The sequence below is a fragment of the Ancylobacter radicis genome (assembly GCF_018449475.1).
In the GTDB taxonomy this organism is placed as follows: domain Bacteria; phylum Pseudomonadota; class Alphaproteobacteria; order Rhizobiales; family Xanthobacteraceae; genus Ancylobacter; species Ancylobacter radicis.
This window is the reverse complement of record NZ_JAHCQH010000015.1, coordinates 347,689-364,177: the sequence shown is the minus strand read 5'-3', so window position 1 is coordinate 364,177 and position 16,489 is coordinate 347,689. Positions and strand designations below refer to the sequence as shown.

13 protein-coding genes are annotated in these 16,489 nt (G+C 67.5%); 9 read left to right on the top strand and 4 right to left on the bottom strand.

Annotation, left to right across the window (positions count from 1 at the left end; translation table 11 throughout):
- Positions 1-44: 44 nt before the first annotated feature.
- The 4 genes from treY to KIP89_RS07705 all read right to left on the bottom strand — a co-directional run bounded on the left by treY (position 45) and on the right by KIP89_RS07705 (position 7,235).
- Positions 45-2,624, bottom strand: coding sequence for a malto-oligosyltrehalose synthase (gene treY / locus KIP89_RS07720; RefSeq protein WP_250152272.1), 2,580 nt, complete (start codon positions 2,622-2,624; stop codon positions 45-47).
- Positions 2,624-4,384 carry a malto-oligosyltrehalose trehalohydrolase gene (gene treZ / locus KIP89_RS07715; protein ID WP_213754816.1) on the bottom strand — a complete coding sequence of 587 codons (1,761 nt, stop codon included), beginning with the start codon at positions 4,382-4,384 and terminating at the stop codon, positions 2,624-2,626. Before treZ ends, treY begins: the two co-directional genes overlap by 1 nt.
- On the bottom strand, positions 4,381-6,444 hold the full coding sequence (glgX, locus tag KIP89_RS07710) for a glycogen debranching protein GlgX (protein ID WP_213754815.1): 2,064 nt from the start codon (positions 6,442-6,444) through the stop codon (positions 4,381-4,383). The genes treZ and glgX overlap by 4 nt, the downstream gene beginning before the upstream one ends.
- Before the next feature lie 98 nt (positions 6,445-6,542).
- Positions 6,543-7,235 carry a GntR family transcriptional regulator gene (locus KIP89_RS07705; RefSeq protein WP_213754814.1) on the bottom strand — a complete coding sequence of 231 codons (693 nt, stop codon included), beginning with the start codon at positions 7,233-7,235 and terminating at the stop codon, positions 6,543-6,545.
- A 314-nt stretch (positions 7,236-7,549) separates the two neighbouring features.
- On the opposite strand from KIP89_RS07705, the gene KIP89_RS07700 reads away from it, so the two are divergent.
- The 9 genes from KIP89_RS07700 (at position 7,550) to KIP89_RS07660 (ending at position 16,430) form a co-directional block, all read left to right on the top strand.
- A complete protein-coding gene (locus KIP89_RS07700) occupies positions 7,550-8,365 on the top strand; it encodes an ABC transporter substrate-binding protein (protein WP_213754813.1) in 816 nt (271 codons plus the stop codon).
- A 91-nt stretch (positions 8,366-8,456) separates the two neighbouring features.
- A complete protein-coding gene (locus KIP89_RS07695; protein WP_213754812.1) occupies positions 8,457-9,119 on the top strand; it encodes an amino acid ABC transporter permease in 663 nt (220 codons plus the stop codon).
- 45 nt (positions 9,120-9,164) lie between these two features.
- On the top strand, positions 9,165-9,818 hold the full coding sequence (locus tag KIP89_RS07690) for an amino acid ABC transporter permease (RefSeq protein WP_213755429.1): 654 nt from the start codon (positions 9,165-9,167) through the stop codon (positions 9,816-9,818).
- 9 nt (positions 9,819-9,827) lie between these two features.
- The gene (locus tag KIP89_RS07685) at positions 9,828-10,553 is read left to right on the top strand and encodes an amino acid ABC transporter ATP-binding protein (RefSeq protein ID WP_213754811.1); all 726 of its coding nucleotides are present in this window, start codon (positions 9,828-9,830) and stop codon (positions 10,551-10,553) included.
- Positions 10,554-10,594: 41 nt separating this feature from the next.
- Positions 10,595-11,491, top strand: coding sequence for a dihydrodipicolinate synthase family protein (locus KIP89_RS07680; RefSeq protein WP_213754810.1), 897 nt, complete (start codon positions 10,595-10,597; stop codon positions 11,489-11,491).
- 158 nt (positions 11,492-11,649) lie between these two features.
- Entirely contained in the window at positions 11,650-12,903 is a 1,254-nt protein-coding gene (locus tag KIP89_RS07675) for an NAD(P)/FAD-dependent oxidoreductase (RefSeq protein WP_213754809.1), read from the top strand.
- 12 nt (positions 12,904-12,915) lie between these two features.
- Complete coding sequence (locus KIP89_RS07670; protein WP_213754808.1) at positions 12,916-13,917, top strand: 4-hydroxyproline epimerase; 1,002 nt, start codon at positions 12,916-12,918, stop codon at positions 13,915-13,917.
- A 170-nt stretch (positions 13,918-14,087) separates the two neighbouring features.
- Complete coding sequence (locus KIP89_RS07665) at positions 14,088-15,191, top strand: cis-3-hydroxy-L-proline dehydratase (protein ID WP_213754807.1); 1,104 nt, start codon at positions 14,088-14,090, stop codon at positions 15,189-15,191.
- A gap of 201 nt (positions 15,192-15,392) precedes the next feature.
- Positions 15,393-16,430, top strand: coding sequence for a trans-3-hydroxy-L-proline dehydratase (locus KIP89_RS07660; protein ID WP_213754806.1), 1,038 nt, complete (start codon positions 15,393-15,395; stop codon positions 16,428-16,430).
- Positions 16,431-16,489 lie beyond the last annotated feature (59 nt).

Here is a 16,489-nt window from a genome sequence, read left to right as displayed (position 1 = left end):
CGGGCTTTCTGCGCGGACAGGAGCGTTTGGCGCGCCGGGTCGCCTCAGCTTTTGTGAAGAATGGCAAATGGATAGGCGGCGGGCAGCGTCATTTCGCCGGATCCGGCGGCGAGCGAGGCGCCGTCCAGCGTCCGCCAGCCGGCCTCCATGGGAGCGGGGAGGGTGATGTGCTCGCTCGCCGTTTCCAGCACACGCGTGGGTATGATGATACGGACGGCGCGGTCGCCATCGTGGCGCTCGAAGCCAAGCCAGCCCCACTCTCCGGCAGGCAGATCGAGCGGGCGATAATCGCCCCGCGTGAGCGCGGCATTGCTCCGGCGGAGCTGGAGAAGCTGTTGCGTCAGCAGGAGTTTTTCCGCGTCCGGGTCGGCGGCGGTGCCGGCGTCCAGCACCGCTTTCCGGCGCCCCCAGTCGACCGGACGGCGGTTGTCGGGGTCGACCAGCGAGAAGTCGCGGAACTCCGTGCCCTGATAGATATCGGGCGTGCCCGGCAGGGCGTGCTGGAGTACCACCTGAGCGAGACCGATGATCCGCGTCGCTGGCGTAAGCTGCTCGACGAGGGTCTCCAGCCCGTCACGGATCGGGGCGCCCGCCGGCTCGCTCAATATAGCGGCGCTGAACGCCTTGCAGGCCGCCTCATAGGCCTCGTCGGGCGTTTCCCAGTTGGAGTGCCGCTTGGCCTCGCGCAGCGCCTTGGTGAGGTAGCCGTCCATGCGCTCCGGCGAGATCGGCCACGCCGACAAAAGCGTTTGCAGAACAAGGATTTGGTCGATGGCGTCGGGCATCAGCCGGCCATCCGCGGCCTGCGCCAAAGCGGCGAGGTCGGCCTCGTTTTCGCTCAGGAACTCCAGCCACAAGGCCGGGCGCTGGCTCAGCGCGTCGAGCCGGGCGCGGGTGTCGGGGCCGCGCTTGGTGTCGTGGGTCGCCAAGGGGTTGAGGTCGCAGCGTTTTTCCGTGGCGCGGGCAGCGAAGACGGCATGCAGCTCGGCGGGCGTGCGGGTGGGGTGGTCGAGGCTGGAGCCGACCTCGTTGACGGAGAGCAGGATCGGCGTGCGGTACAGTTCGGTATCTTCATACCCCTTGGCCATGGCCGGACCGCCCAGCTGCTGGAAGCGGACGCGAAATTCGCGGTCGCTGTCGTTCTGCGGTGCGGCCATGCGGGCCAGAAGAAGCTGCGCGGCGGCGGCGGTCAGCGGGTCTTCAGCCGCCGCGACGGCCTCGCTGATTTTCTGCCAAATAGCTGAATCGTCAGGCGAATAATCGTCCGTGGCGTAGGAGCGGTAGACCGGGCAATGCACCAGCAGGGCGACCACGCCCTGCCTGATCGCCGTCTCCGTGAGGTCGCCGGCCTTCATCGCGTCGTCGAGCCCGTCGCGGGCGAGCGCCGTCAGCGTGTCCACCTCGGTGGCAAGGCTCGCCTCCAGTACCTGCTTCTTGGCGCTGGCGAGGCGGGACGTGGCGGTGCCGGTAATTAGATGCCGCTCGCGCAGCGCCTCCTCGAAGGCGGCATAGCCTTTGGAGGCGACGAACAGGCCATTAATGTCGTTCAACCGCTCATAGCCGGTGGTGCCGTCGATCGGCCAGTCGCGCAGGCTCTCGCCCGGCTCCAGGATCTTCTCGATGAAGATCGGCACATCAGCGCCAACGGCGCTTCGTAAGCGTTCGCAATAGGTTGCGGGGTCGACGAGGCCGTCAATATGGTCGATGCGCAGGCCATGGACGAGGCCGCGGCGGATGAGATCGAGCGGCAGGCGATGCACCAGCTCGAACACATCGGGGTCTTCCACCCGCACCCCGGCGAGATCGGTGATGTTGAAGAAGCGGCGATAATTGAGGTCATGCGCCGCCGTGCGCCACCAGGCGAGGCGCCAGTGCTGGGCCTCGAGCAGGGAGGTAATATCTGCCTCCGCCAGCACCGTTTCCAGCGCCACGCGGCTCACCGGATCGAGGTCGGAAAGGCCGGTGCGCGGACCGGACGATGCGTGCAGTGAGGTGGACGATGAGGCCGATGAGTCCGATCTGTCGCGCGCCGCCGCCGCGGCCGCGATGTGGACGGCGGCGGGGAGACGGCCGACCAGTTCGGCGACGCTCTCGCGCCGGAGCGGGAAACGCTGCTCGCCATAGACCACCGCGTCGATGCCGCCGCGGGCCTCGTTGATGGCGAGGGTGATCTGCCCGGCCTCGATGGTCGCCTGCAAGGGATCGCCGAGCACCGGCAGCACCAGCCGGCCCTTGTCCCACGCGACATCGAAGATGCGGGCGGCGGGGCTGTCGGGGCCGCCTTCCAGCATGTCGAGCCAGAACGGGTTATGGCTGGAGGCCGCCATGTGGTTCGGCACGATGTCGAGGATCAGCCCCATGCCGTGCCGCTCCAGCGCCGCGCAGAGGGCGAGCAGCCCCTCCTCGCCGCCGAGTTCCGGGTTTACCTTGGTTGGGCCGGCAACGTCATAGCCATGGGTCGAGCCCGGCACCGCCATCGTAATGGGCGAGGCATAGAGATGGCTCACGCCCAGCCGGGCGAGATAGGGCACCAGCGCCTCGGCCTTGCTGAACGGAAAGTCGCGGTGGAACTGAAGCCGGTAGGTGGCGGTGAGGGCGGGCCAAGGGGCGCGTATCATCGTCATCAGGCGGGCAAGCTCCAGAAGGCGGCGGCGACGGGGCCGAGCGCGAGCCGGCCGGGGGCGGGCTGGGCCATGGAGCCGACGCGGGCATCCGGCGTCTCTGAGGGGGCGTGGATGGTGCTGCGGCTGTCCTGAAGGTTGAGCGCCAGCACCAGTTCGCCCGCCTCATAGCGCCAGTGGGCGAGCAGGGCGTCGCCGCTGCGCTTCACCTGGGAACCCTCGTAGCGGGTGCCGGCAATCGGCCAGACGAGACGGCGGCGGGTCTCCGCCAACTCAGCAAAGGCGGCGAGGGCCTCCTGCGCGTCCTCGCTCGCCAGCGCCGCGTCGGTGATGATCGCGGAACGGAAGGTGCTCTCCGCCAGCGGATCGGGGAATTCCGCTTCCCCGTGGGCGCTGAAGAAATCACCGAACTCGGCTTTGCGGCCATTGCGCACCGCATCCGCCAGCTCGCCCTCGAAATCGCAGAAGAAGGGGAAGGGCGTCGGCAGAAGGGCTTCCTCGCCCTGGAACAGCAGGGGGATTTCCGGCGACAGCATCAGCACGAAACGCAGCACGGCGAGGCGTTCGGCCGCCAGCGTGCCGGCGAGCCGGTCGCCCAGCGGGCGGTTGCCGATATGGTCGTGGTTCTGCACGAAGCTGACGAAAGCGTCGGGCGGCAGGTGATCGGAGGGCGTGCCGCGCGGAGGACCGTCCGCGTACGGGTACGGGTCGCCCTGATAGACGAAGCCCTGCCCGAGCGCGCGGGCGGCGGCCTCGGTCGCGTCCGTCGCATAGGGCGCGTAATAGCCGGTGGTCTCGCCCGAGCCGAGCACATGCAGCGCGTGGTGCCAGTCATCGTTCCACTGCGCGGTGTAGAGCCTATCGTCCCGCGTCAGCCATTCGGCAATGTTGTCGTGGTTCTCCAGCACGAGGAAGGCATCGGGGCGCACCGCGCGGCAGGCGCCGGCGAGTTCGCGCAGGAAGGTCTCCGCGCCGTCGGTGGCGAGCGCATGGACCGCGTCGAAGCGCAGCCCGTCAAAACCGAAATCGCTGAGCCAATAGGCGGCATTCTCCGTGAAGAAGGCCCGCACCAGCGGGTTTTCCAGATCGATCGCCGGGCCCCAGGGGGTGGAGATGTCCTGCCGGAAGAAGCTTTTGGCGTAGAGCGGCAGGTAATTCCCGCTCGGCCCGAAATGGTTGTAGACGACGTCCAGCATCACCCCGAGGCCGCGCGCATGGGCGGCGTCGATCAGCGCGCGCAGCTCCTCCGGCGTGCCATAGGCGCGGTCGGGCGCGTAGAGCAGCACGCCGTCATAGCCCCAGTTGCGCCGGCCGGGAAACTCGTTGACCGGCATCAGCTCGATCACGGTGAAGCCGGCGTCGCGGTAATGATCGAGCCGCTCGATCAGGCCGAGAAAGGTTCCGTCGGGCGTCGCTGTGCCGACATGCACCTCGGCGATTACCGCCTCATGCCACGGCCGCGACCAGGCGCGGGGCAGCGCGTCGGGCGGGGCGACCAGCACGCTCCAGCCATCGGCGTCCTCCGCCTGCATGCGCGACGCCGGGTCTGGGACGGGCTGGTCCCCGACCTTGAAGCGATAGCGCGCGCCGGGGGCGAGGCCGTCTACTTCGCCGGCAAAGAACCCGTCCTCGGTGCGGGTCAGGGGAACCGGCACGCGTCCCTCGATCTCCAGCTCGACGGCCGGCACATCCGGCGCGAACAGGCGGAAGCGGGCACCGGAAGCGGTGAGTTCCGGTCCGAAGCGGCGGGGGTTATCGCTCATTCGCGCCATTCCCAGACCAGGAGGGTGCGCGCCGGCAGGGTGAAGCTCTGCCCGCCGCCGAGCCGGGCGCCTTCGAGGTCGTCCCCGGTGGCGAGGATCGCCTCCCAGCCGCCGGACTGCACCGGCGGGGCGACGATATCTACATCGACATGCGAGGAATTGAGCATGATGGCGAGCGAGGGCTCGTTCGGCGTCACCGGAGCGAGGCGCACGGTGATGCATTTGGAGTGCGGGTTGGCCCAGTCCTCCTCGCGCATCCGCTCGCCAGCGGTGTTGAACCAGGCGACATCGGGCTGGCCCATCTCGTTGCGGGCGCCGGTGAGGAATTCCGGGCGCGACAGCGAGGAGTGACGCTTGCGCAGATCGGCGAGGCGGGCGACGAAGGCCGGCAGTTCCGGGTCGTCATTCGACCAGTCGACCCAGCCGATCTCGTTGTCCTGGCAATAGGCGTTGTTGTTGCCGCCCTGCGAATTCGACCGCTCGTCGCCCGCCAGCAGCATCGGCACGCCCTGGGAGAGGAACAGCGTCGCCATCAGGTTGCGCTTCTGGCGGCGGCGCAGCGCGTTGATCGCGGGATCGTCGGTCTCGCCCTCGACGCCGCAATTCCAGCTCTTATTGTCGTCGTGGCCGTCGCGATTGCCCTCGCCATTGGCCTCATTGTGCTTGTCGTTATAGGTGACGAGGTCGTGCAGGGTGAAACCGTCATGGGCGGTGATGAAGTTCACGCTCGACCAGGGCCGGCGGCGGCCTTCCGAGAAAATGTCCTGCGAGGCGGCGAAGCGCGTGGCGAAGGCGCCGATCAGCCCTTCCGAGCCGCCCCAGAACTCGCGCACCTTGTCGCGGTAATCGCCGTTCCACTCGGAGAAGCCGGGCGGGAAGGCGCCAAGCTGGTAGCCGCCGGGGCCGATGTCCCACGGCTCGGCGATCAGCTTGAGCCCGCCCAGCGTCGGGTCCTGAAGAATGGCGTTGAAGAAGGCATGGCCGGGGTCGAAGCCGTCGGGGCGCCGGCCCAGCGTGGTGGCGAGATCGAAGCGGAAGCCGTCAATGCCGTAGGTGCCGGCCCACATGCGCAGTGAGTCCATCACCATTTGCAGCACGCGCGGATGATCGGTGTTCAGCGAATTGCCGCAGCCGGTCATGTCGTCATAGTAGCGGGGATTGCCGGGCAGGGTCCGGTAGTAGGAGGCGTTGTCGATGCCCTTGAAGGAGAGCATCGGCCCGAGATGATTGCCCTCGCAGCTATGGTTGTAGACCACGTCGAGGATGATCTCGATGCCGGCCTGGTGCAGCCGGTCGACCGCCTCGCCAATGGCTTCCAGCCCGTCCTCGCCGAGATAGCGCGGCTCGGGGGCGAAGAAGTTCATCGTGTTGTAGCCCCAGTAATTGGAGAGGCCGGCATCGACGAGGTGGCGGTCCTGCGCGAAGGCGTGGACCGGCAGCAGTTCCAGTGCGGTGACGCCGAGTTTTGCGATGTAGTCGACGAATTCCGGCTGGCCGAGCGCGGTGAAGCTGCCGCGGATCGTCTCCGGGATCAGCGGGTGGCGCATGGTGAGGCCGCGCACATGGCCCTCATAGATGACGGTCTTGGCCCAGTTGACGCGGGGATGACCGGTGGAGGCCATCGGCGTGCCGGCGACCACGCGGGCCTTCGGCATGAAGGGGGCGCTGTCGCGCGCGTCCATCACGAGATCGGCGTCATCGCCCGCGCCGATCGTGTAGCCATAGAGCGCGTCGTCCCATGTGATGTTGCCAACCAGCATCCGGGCATAGGGGTCGAGCAGCAGCTTGTTGGCATTGAAGCGGTGGCCGGCTTCCGGCGCCCAGGGGCCGTGCACGCGCCAGCCATAGACCTGGCCGCGCCCGACCCCCGGCAGATGGCAGTGCCAGACGCCGTTGGTGCATTCGTGCAGATCGATGCGCTCCACCTCGGTCTCGCCATAGCGATCGAACAGGCAGAGCGTGACGCCGGTCGCGTTGTCGGAGAACAGGGCGAAATTGGTGCCCGTGCTGTCAACCGTGACGCCAAGCGGGAAGGCGGAGCCGGGGAGGACCGTGCGCATGCGGGGGCGGTACTCTTCTGAAGTGAAAGGTAACCGTCAACGGCGCCCCCCTGCCTCGCGTTCCTCCGCCCGCGGTGATTTTTCCGCTGTTCAGCCGCTCATGTGTCGCCGCCGCCGCGCGTCTCCTCCGCGCGGGTGCGCTCCAGGAAGCTGACCAGCGAGGCGCAGGCACCCAGAATATGCTCGCGGGTGAGCCGCGCGGCGGTGTCGGCGTCGCGGGCGATGCAGGCGTCGAGAATGCCCTCATGCTCGCGCCGGGCGCGGGCCATGCCGTCGGTCAGCACGAGCTGGGCGCGCAGATAGCGGTCCACCCGGTCGAGCGCGGTGCGGATGGTCTGGAGGTAATAGGGCCGGCCGGCGGCCTCGTAGAGCGTGTAGTGGAACTGCCGGTTGAGCTCGCCCCAATGCGAGGAATCCGGCTCGGTGGAGAAGGCCTGGGCGTAACGCTTGGCGGTCTCCAGCCCCTCGGCAGAGATGCGCTCGACCGAATAGCGCAGGATTTCCGGCTCCAGCAGGGCGCGGAACTCGAAGATCTCGCGCACCTCGTCGATCGAGAGGGTGGCGACCACGGCGCCGCGATAACGCTGGGTGGAGACCAGGCCCTGTTCCTCCAGCCGGGTCAGCGCCTCGCGCACCGGGATGCGGCTCACATTGAACATGCGCGCGATGTGGTCCTGGCGCAGCGTCTGGCCCTCGGTGATGTCGCCCTTGGCGATGGCCTCGCGCAGCGCCTCGAAGATCACGTCCGAGGCCGATGCCATCTGGGCGATATCGGTAGCCTTGACCTTCACCTGCTCTCCTCCGGCGCGCGCCGCGTCCGTGCTGCGGTTCGACCGCGCGATTCGGCGGTCGGTATTTTTCCCGACACTGCAATTTCAGGGCCCCGGAAGCCAGAGCGGCACCGCTGCGCAGGCTTGAGCCGTGCCCAATAAAATCGCAGCGTATGCTGTAAAAAGGATATTGCAACTTGGATCCAAAAATTGGAAGCTCCCTTCGCCGCCGGATGGTGCGTACCGAAGCCCGCCCGATCCCCGCGATCGAGCCCGCTCCGGCCCGCCAGGCGACGGCCCAGAATCAGGAACAACGTCCTCAGAGGAGAGCCGTCATGGCCAAGGCATTCGGCGCACTCGCCGCCGCGGTACTCACGCTCGCTTGCGCGCTGCCCGCTCAGGCGGACAAGCTCGACGACATCATCGCTTCCGGCACGCTGCGCTGCGCCGTCGTGCTCGACTTCCCGCCCATGGGATCGCGCGATGCCAGCAACAACCCGATCGGCTTCGACGTCGACTACTGCAACGACCTCGCCAAGGCGCTGGGCGTGAAGGCGGAGATCGTCGAGACCCCGTTCCCCGACCGCATTCCCGCGCTGGTCTCCGGCCGCGTCGATGTCGGCGTAGCCTCGACCTCCGACACGCTGGAGCGGGCCAAGACCGCCGGCTTCACCATCCCCTATTTCGCCTTCAAGATGGTGGTGCTGACCAAGGACGGGATCGGCATCAAGGATTACGCCGACCTCAAGGGCAAGAAGACCGGCTCGGTCTCCGGCACCTTCGAGGCCATCGCGCTGGAGAAGGACGTGAAGGCGTGGGGCGCCGGCACCACCTTCCGCGGCTACCAGACCCAGGCCGACGTGTTCCTGGCGCTGGCGCAGGGCCAGATCGAGGCGACCGTCGTCACCTCGACCGTGGCCGCCGCCATCGTCAAGGAAGGCAAGTATAAGGGCCTGATGATGGGCGGCGACGCGCCCTATGACATCGACTATGTGGCGCTGATCGCGCTGCGCCAGGAGCAGGGCCTGATCAACTACCTCAACCTGTTCATCAACCAGCAGGTCCGCACCGGCCGCTACAAGGCGCTCTACGACAAGTGGATCGGCCTCGGCTCGGCCCCCGACCTGACCGTGCCCGGCGTCTATCGCTGAGCCTGATGTAACGTCATCCCGGATGGCCCCGCGCCATCCGGGATGACGGCCCTGCTCCCGCCCATCGCCTGCCGAGCACGAGCAACCCGCGATGAACTACACCTTTCACTGGCTGCCGGCGTTCCGTGCGCTGCCCGACATGCTGTGGGGCGCGCTGGTGACGCTTGAGGTCGCCGTCCTGTCCATGCTGCTCGGCGTGTTCTTCGCCGTGCTGCTGGCGGTGGCGTCGGGCTCGAACTACCGCGTGCTGCGCGGCGCCGCGGCGAGCTGGATCGAGCTGGCCCGCAACACGCCGGCGCTGTTCCAGATCTACATGGCCTATTTCGGCCTCGGCTCGCTCGGCATCCATCTCGACAGTTTCCCGGCGCTGCTGGCCGGCATCACCTTCAACAATGCCGGCTATCTCGCCGAGACCTTCCGCGGCGGGCTGCGCGCCGTGCCGCCGACCCAGTTGCGCGCCGCGCGCTCGCTCGGCATGGGGCAGATCCAGGCGTTCCGGCTGATCGTGCTGCCGCAGATGTTCCGCGTGGTGTTCTACCCGCTCACCAACCAGATGGTCTGGGCGATCCTGATGACCTCGCTCGGCGTCATCGTCGGCCTCAACAATGACCTTACCGGCGTGACGCAGGAGCTGAATGTCCGCTCCTTCCGCACCTTCGAATATTTCGCGCTGGCGGCGGTGATCTATTATCTGCTCGCCAAGCTCGTCACCCTCTCCGCCCGCCTTCTGGCGTGGCGCCTGTTCCGCTACTGAGGAGATCAGCGCATGTTCTCCTCCGTCTCCGCTTTCTTCGCCCCGCTGTTCGAGACCTCCTTCTCGCTGAACGATCTGATGTTCATGCTGAAGGGCGCCGGGATCACGCTGGCGCTCACCTTCTGGGCGGTGCTGGGCGGCACGCTCCTGGGCGTCGTGTTCGGCGTCATCCGCGCCATCTCGCCCTGGTGGGTGAACCTGCCGATCGGCATCGTGCTCGACATCTTCCGCTCGATCCCGCTGCTGATCCAGCTCGTGCTGGCCAATTCCTTCAAGACCATCATCGGCGTGCGCTGGGATTCCTTCACCATCGGCTGCATCGTGCTGGCGCTCTATTGCTGCTCCTACTGCACGGAGATCGTGCGCTCGGGATTTCTGGCGGTGCCGGCGACCACCCGGCGCGCCGCCCGCTCGCTCGGCATGAGCTGGACGCAGGATCTTACCGCCATCGTCTTCCCCATCGCCCTGCGCGTCGGCCTGCCGAGCTGGATCGGCCTGACGCTCGGCGTGATGAAGGACACCGCCATGGTGTGGTGGATCGGCGTCGTCGAATTGCTGCGCTCCTCGCAGGTGATCGTCACCCGCATCCAGGAGCCGCTGTTCGTGCTGTCCATCGCCGGGCTGATCTATTTCCTGATGAGCTTCCCCATTGCCCGCCTCGGCGCGCGGCTGGAGAAGCGCTGGCGCGAAAACGACTGAGAACAGGCCATGTCGATCGAGATCAAGGACGTTCACAAATCCTTCGGCGCGCTGGAAGTGGTGAAGGGCGTCACCATGACCGTGGAGAAGGGCGAGGTCGTCTCCGTCATCGGCGGCTCCGGCTCCGGCAAATCCACGCTGCTGATGTGCATCAACGGGCTGGAGCCGATCAATTCGGGGCACATCCTCGTCGACGGCACCGATGTCCATGCCCGCGGCACGGATCTGAACAAGCTGCGCCGCAAGATCGGCATTGTCTTCCAGCAGTGGAATGCCTTCCCTCACCTGACCGTGCTGGAAAACGTGATGCTCGCCCCGCGAAAAGTGCTCGGCAAGTCGCGGGCCGAGGCCGAGGCCATCGCGGTGGAAAAGCTCTCCCATGTCGGCCTGGCCGAGAAGCTGAAGGTCTATCCCTCCCGGCTTTCCGGCGGCCAGCAGCAGCGCATGGCGATTGCCCGCGCGCTCGCCATGTCGCCCGACTACATGCTGTTCGACGAGGTGACCTCGGCTCTCGACCCGCAGCTGGTCGGCGAGGTATTGGACACGATGAGGCTCCTGTCTTCCGAGGGCATGACGATGATCGTGGTCACCCATGAAATCGCCTTCGCCCGCGAGGTCTCGAACCGCGTGGCCTTCTTCCACAAGGGCCGGATCCACGAGATCGGCCCGCCGGCGCAGGTGATCGGCGCTCCCCGCGAGCCCGAGACCGTCGCCTTCCTCAAATCCGTCCTCTGAGATCCCGGACGATCCCTTTCAACGATTCAGGAGTGCTTCCCATGTGGCAGGGCGTCTTTCCCGCCGTAACCGCCAAGTTCAACGCCGACGACACGCTCGACCATGCCGAGATGGAGCGCTGCTTCGCGTTCCAGATCGCTTCCGGCGTCGATGGCATCATCGTCAATGGTTCGCTCGGCGAGGGCCCGATGCTCTCCCATGACGAGCGTCTGGCCGTGCTGAAGACCGCCAAGTCGGTGGCCGGCGGCAAGCCGGTGCTGATGACCATTGCGGATGCGGCGACCCGCGACTGCGCCAGCCTTGCCAAGCGCGCGGCGAGTGCCGGGGCGGACGGGCTGATGATCGTGCCGAGCCTCGTCTACCACACCAACCCGAAGGAGACGGTGGGCACGCTCTCGGCCATCGCGCAGGCCGCGGACCTGCCGGTGATGATCTATTCCAACCGCGTCGCCTACCGGGTCGACGTGACCGTCGAGATCATGGCCGAGCTCGCCAAGGACAAGCGCTTCGTCGCGGTGAAGGAATCCTCCGACGACATCCGCCGCACCATCGACCTGCAGAACGCCTTTGGCGACCGCTTCGACATCTTCACCGGCGTCGACAACCTCGCTTATGAGGCGCTCGCCGTTGGCGCGGTCGGCTGGGTCGCCGGCCTCGTGGTGGCGTTCCCGGAGGAGACCGTCGCGCTCTACCGGCTGATGAAGCAGAAGCGCTATGACGAGGCGCTGGTGCTCTACCGCTGGTTCCGCCCGCTGCTCGACCTCGATGTGTCCAGCTACCTCGTGCAGAACCTCAAGCTCGTCGAGGCGATCGTGACCGGCACGACCGAGCGCGTGCGCGCCCCGCGCCTGCCGCTCGAAGGCGCCCAGCGCGCGCTGGTCGAGAAGATCGTCGCGGACGCGCTGGCAAACCGCCCGGCGCTCGCCAAGGCGGCGTGAACGGCAGGGTGTGAGATGCCTTCGCCTTCGCCGGGTCGTCATCCCGGCCAAGGCGAAGCCGAAGAGCCGGGATCGCCACCCGGATTATGACGCGATCCCGGATACGGCCTGTGGCCGTTCCGGGATGACGCTTCACTGGAACAAGCGCGGTAAAGAGCGTGGCAGCAGCCTCCCCTCCGAACGACATCGCCGTCATCGGCGCCGGCATTGTCGGCCTCGCCTGCGCCTTTCATCTGCAGGCGGCCGGCCGCAGCGTCGTGCTGGTGGAGCGCGGCGGCATTGCCGAGGGGGCGAGCTTCGGCAATGCCGGCGCCTTCGCCTTCACCGACATCCTGCCGCTGGCCTCGCCGGGCATCCTGCGCAAGGCGCCGCGATGGCTGCTCGACCCGCTCGGGCCGCTCGCCATTCCGCCCGCCTATGCGCTGAACATCGCGCCGTGGCTGCTGCGTTTCTGGCGCGCCAGCCTGCCGGACCGCTACGCCCATTCGCTCAAAGTGCAGAGCGCCATGATGCGGCTTGCCGCCCGCGCCATGAGCGAGATGGTGGCGGGTGCCGGGCTTACGGAGCATGTGCGCGCCGACGGCAATCTCCAGCTCTATGAGAGCGAAGCGGAACTTGACGCCGCCCGGCCGGGTTGGGACGCCCGCGAGAAAGAAGGCATCGCCTTCGAGCATGTGCGCGGCTATCGCCTCGCCGAACTGCAACCGGGCCTTGCCCCGCGCTTTGTCGCCGGCACCTTCACGCCGAACTGGAAGACGGTGGCCGACCCCTATCATTTCGCCCTCGCTCTGTTCGAGCAGGTGATGGCGCGCGGCGCCCGCATCGTCAGCGGTGAGGTGGTGGCCATCGAGCCGCAGACGGCCGGCGTGAGCCTGCGCCTCACTGATGGCACGACGATCAACTCCGCGCAGGCGGTGATTGCCGGCGGCGCCTGGTCGCGCCCGCTCGCTGCGACGCTGGGGGACAAGGTGCCGCTGGAGACCGAGCGCGGCTACAACACCACGCTGCCGCCCGGCGCCTTCGATGTGCGGCGCCAGCTCACCTTTGGCGGGCACGGCTTCGTCGTCACCCCGCTCTCGACCGGCATCCGCGTCGGCGGGGCGGTGGAGCTGGGCGGGCTGAAGGCGCCCCCCAATTACAAGCGCTCGCAGGCCATGCTGACCAAGGCCGCCGCCTTCCTGCCGGGCCTGAAGACCACTGGCGGCACGCAATGGATGGGCTTTCGCCCCTCGCTGCCGGATTCGCTCCCCGTCATCGGCCGGGCGAGCGCCGATCCGCGCATCATCCACGCATTCGGCCATGGCCATCTCGGCCTGACCCAGAGCGCGGCGACCGGCCGGCTGGTGGCCGAGCTTGCCACCGGGCGGCCGCTGTCGCTTGATCTCTCGCCCTTCCGTCCCGACCGTTTTTGACGAGACCCCACCATGGCGCGACACAGCTTCTTCTGCATAGACGGCCACACCTGCGGCAATCCCGTGCGTCTGGTGGCGGGCGGCGGGCCGAACCTCATCGGTTCGACCATGATCGAGAAGCGCGCGCATTTCCTCAAGGAGTTCGACTGGATCCGTACCGGCCTGATGTTCGAGCCGCGCGGCCACGACATGATGTCGGGCTCGATCCTCTACCCGCCGCCGCGACCGGACTGCGACGTCGCCATCCTGTTCATCGAGACCTCCGGCTGCCTGCCCATGTGCGGCCACGGCACCATCGGCACGGTGACCATGGCCATCGAGCACGGCCTCGTCACGCCGAAGACGCCGGGCGTCCTGATGCTCGACACCCCCGCCGGCGTGGTGAAGGCCGAGTACACGCAGGTCGGCCAATATGTGGAGGAGGTGCGCATCACCAATGTGCCCGGCTTCCTCTACGCGCAGGGCCTGACCGCCGAATGCCCGGAGATCGGCGAGGTGACGGTGGATGTCGCCTATGGCGGGAATTTCTACGCCATCGTCGAGCCGCAGCCCGCCTTCCGCGACATGGCCGATTTCACTGCCGGCCAGCTCGTCGGCATGAGCCCCGGCCTGCGCAAGGCGCTGAACGCGAAATACGAATTCGTCCATCCCGAGAAGCCGGAGATCCGCGGCCTCTCGCACATCCTCTGGACCGGCGCGGCCCGCCACCCGGAAGCGCAGGCGCGCAACGCGGTGTTCTATGGCGACAAGGCCATCGACCGCTCGCCCTGCGGCACCGGCACCTCCGCCCGCATGGCGCAGCTCGCCGCCATTGGCCAGCTCCGCGTCGGCGATGATTTCGTGCATGAGAGCATCATCGGCTCGCTGTTCAAGGGTCGCGTCGAGGCTGCCGTGAAGGTGGGGGAGCGCGACGCGATCATCCCCTCCATCGGCGGCTGGGCGCGGATGACCGGCTACAACACCATCTTCATCGACGACCGCGACCCCTTCGCCCACGGCTTCGTGGTGGTGTGAGCAAAGGCGCACCGGGCGCACCGTCATCCTGAGGCGCTCGGGCGAAGCCCGAGCCTCGAAGGAGGTCCATGCGGAGCGCCCGCTGTTTCAACATCCTTCGAGGCTCGCTGCGCTCGCACCTCAGGATGACGGCGACCCGCGGGCGGCAACGGCAGAAACGGACACGGCACATGAAGATCACCGGCATCAAGGCCTACAAGGTCGGGCTCCCGCTCAAGGAAGGCCGCTACAACTGGTCGAACGGCAATTTCATCGAGGTGTTCGATTCCACCGTGGTGGCGGTGGAGACCGATGCCGGCATCACCGGCTATGCCGAATGCTGCCCGCTCGGCTCGGCCTATCTGCCGGCCTATGCCCATGGCGTGCGCGCCGGGCTTGAGGAACTCGGCCCCAAGGTGATCGGGCTCGACCCGACCGATCTCAACGTGCTGAACCGCCACATGGATGCGGTGCTGCGCGGCCACCCCTATGTGAAGGCGCCGATCGACATCGCCTGCTGGGACATTCTCGGCAAGGTCACGGGCCTGCCGGTCTACAAGCTGCTGGGCGGCGCGGCGCAAACGAGGGTCGCGCTCTACCGCGCCATCTCGCAGGAGGCGCCGGAGGTGATGGCCAAGAAGATCGCCGGCTACAAGGCCGAGGGCTACACCAAGTTCCAGCTGAAAGTGGGCGGCGACGCCGATCAGGACATCGACCGCATCCGCGCCACCCGCGAGATTCTGGACCCCACCGACATTCTGGTGGCCGACGCCAATACCGGCTGGACGCGGGCGGAAGCCGCGCGCATCTGCGCCGAGGTGGCCGATCTCGACGTCTATATCGAGCAGCCCTGCCCGACCTATGAGGAGTGCCTGTCGGTGCGTACCCGCACCGGGCGGCCCTTCGTGCTCGACGAGGTGATCGACGGCGTCGGCACGCTGATGAAGGCGCTGGCGGACGACGCCATGGACATCATCAACCTGAAGATCTCCAAGGTCGGCGGTCTCACCAAGGCGCGGCTGATGCGCGACATCTGCGTCGCCTCGGGCACGCCGATGACCATCGAGGACACCTGGGGCGGCGACATCGTCACCGCCACCATCGCCCATCTCGCCCGCTCGACGCCGGAGGAGTTCTGCTTCTCGGCAACCGATTTCAACAGCTACGGCACGGTGGACATCGCCACCGGCGCGCCCAAGCGGGACCACGGCTTCATGACCGCCTCCGACGCGCCGGGTCTGGGTGTGGAGCCGATCTTCGCCGCGTTGGGCGCGCCGGTGGTGGTGATCGGCTGATACCCGCAGCGCGACGTCATCCCCGGGCGTGACCCGGGGATCCATGACTTAACTTCGCGCTCGTCGCACACCGTCATCCTGAGGTGCGAGCGTAGCGAGCCTCGAAGGATGTTTCGGGCGCACTGGCCCCCATCCTTCGAGGCCCGGCCTCAGGCCGGGCACCTCAGGATGACGTTGCTTTTTCCACCCGAGAGGCCCGCCATGCGCTCATCCAAACTCATCCACATCGTCGGCTGCCATGCGGAAGGCGAGGTCGGCGATGTGATCGTCGGCGGGGTGGCGCCCCCGCCGGGCGACACGGTGTGGGCGCAGTCGCGCTTCATCGCCAGCGACAACACGCTGCGCAATTTCGTGCTGCAGGAGCCGCGCGGCGGGGTGTTCCGCCATGTGAACCTGCTGGTACCGCCGAAGAACCCGAAGGCGGTGGCGGCGTGGATCATCATGGAGCCGGAAGACACCCCGCCCATGTCCGGCTCCAACTCGATCTGCGTCGCCACCGTGCTGCTCGACACCGGCATCGTGCCCATGGTCGAGCCGGAAACCCATATGGTGCTGGAGGCGCCGGGCGGGCTGATCGAGGCGACCGCCTATTGCCGGGACGGCAAGGCCGAGCGTATCCGGGTGACCAACCACCCCTCCTTTGCCGACAAGCTGGACGCGCAGCTGGAGGTCGAGGGGCTGGGCACGCTCACCGTCGACACCGCCTATGGCGGCGACAGCTTCGTCATCGTCGACGCCCACGCGCTCGGCTTCTCGATCCGCCCGGACGAAGCGAAGGATCTGGCCGAGACCGGCATGCGCATCGTCAAGGCCGCGAACCGGCAGCTCGGGTTCCAGCACCCGGAGAACGCCGACTGGAACCACATCTCGTTCTGCCAGTTTGCCGCGCCGGTCGAGGCGATCGACGGGGTGAAGCAGGGCGCCAATGCGGTGACGATCCGGCCCGGCAAGATCGACCGCTCGCCCACCGGCACCGGCTGCTCGGCCCGCATGGCGGTGCTGCACGCCAAGGGACAGCTGAGCGTCGGCGAGACCTTCATCGGCCGCTCGATCATCGATTCCCGCTTCGAGTGCCGGATCGAGGCGACGACCACGCTGGGCGGCCGGCCGGCGATCATTCCCTCGATCATGGGCCGGGCCTTCGTGACCCATACGGCGCAGCTCATGCTCGACCCGCAAGACCCGTGGCCGACCGGCTATCGGTTGTCCGACACCTGGCCGGTCTGGGTGCAGGACTGACGGGCGGCAGCCGTCGATTGCCGCCCCTGCGGGCGCCGCTCTCGCGTCATGGCCAGGCC

Excerpts from the sequence above, each read along its gene's own strand:
- glgX (WP_213754815.1), bottom strand. The coding sequence starts at position 6,444 with ATGCGCACGGTCCTCCCCGGCTCCGCCTTCCCGCTTGGCGTCACGGTT.
- KIP89_RS07670 (WP_213754808.1), top strand. The coding sequence starts at position 12,916 with ATGGCGCGACACAGCTTCTTCTGCATAGACGGCCACACCTGCGGCAAT.
- KIP89_RS07680 (WP_213754810.1), top strand. The coding sequence starts at position 10,595 with ATGTGGCAGGGCGTCTTTCCCGCCGTAACCGCCAAGTTCAACGCCGAC.
- KIP89_RS07665 (WP_213754807.1), top strand. The coding sequence starts at position 14,088 with ATGAAGATCACCGGCATCAAGGCCTACAAGGTCGGGCTCCCGCTCAAG.
- KIP89_RS07700 (WP_213754813.1), top strand. The coding sequence starts at position 7,550 with ATGGCCAAGGCATTCGGCGCACTCGCCGCCGCGGTACTCACGCTCGCT.
- treY (WP_250152272.1), bottom strand. The coding sequence starts at position 2,624 with ATGACGATGATACGCGCCCCTTGGCCCGCCCTCACCGCCACCTACCGG.
- KIP89_RS07685 (WP_213754811.1), top strand. The coding sequence starts at position 9,828 with ATGTCGATCGAGATCAAGGACGTTCACAAATCCTTCGGCGCGCTGGAA.
- KIP89_RS07695 (WP_213754812.1), top strand. The coding sequence starts at position 8,457 with ATGAACTACACCTTTCACTGGCTGCCGGCGTTCCGTGCGCTGCCCGAC.
- KIP89_RS07660 (WP_213754806.1), top strand. The coding sequence starts at position 15,393 with ATGCGCTCATCCAAACTCATCCACATCGTCGGCTGCCATGCGGAAGGC.
- treZ (WP_213754816.1), bottom strand. The coding sequence starts at position 4,384 with ATGAGCGATAACCCCCGCCGCTTCGGACCGGAACTCACCGCTTCCGGT.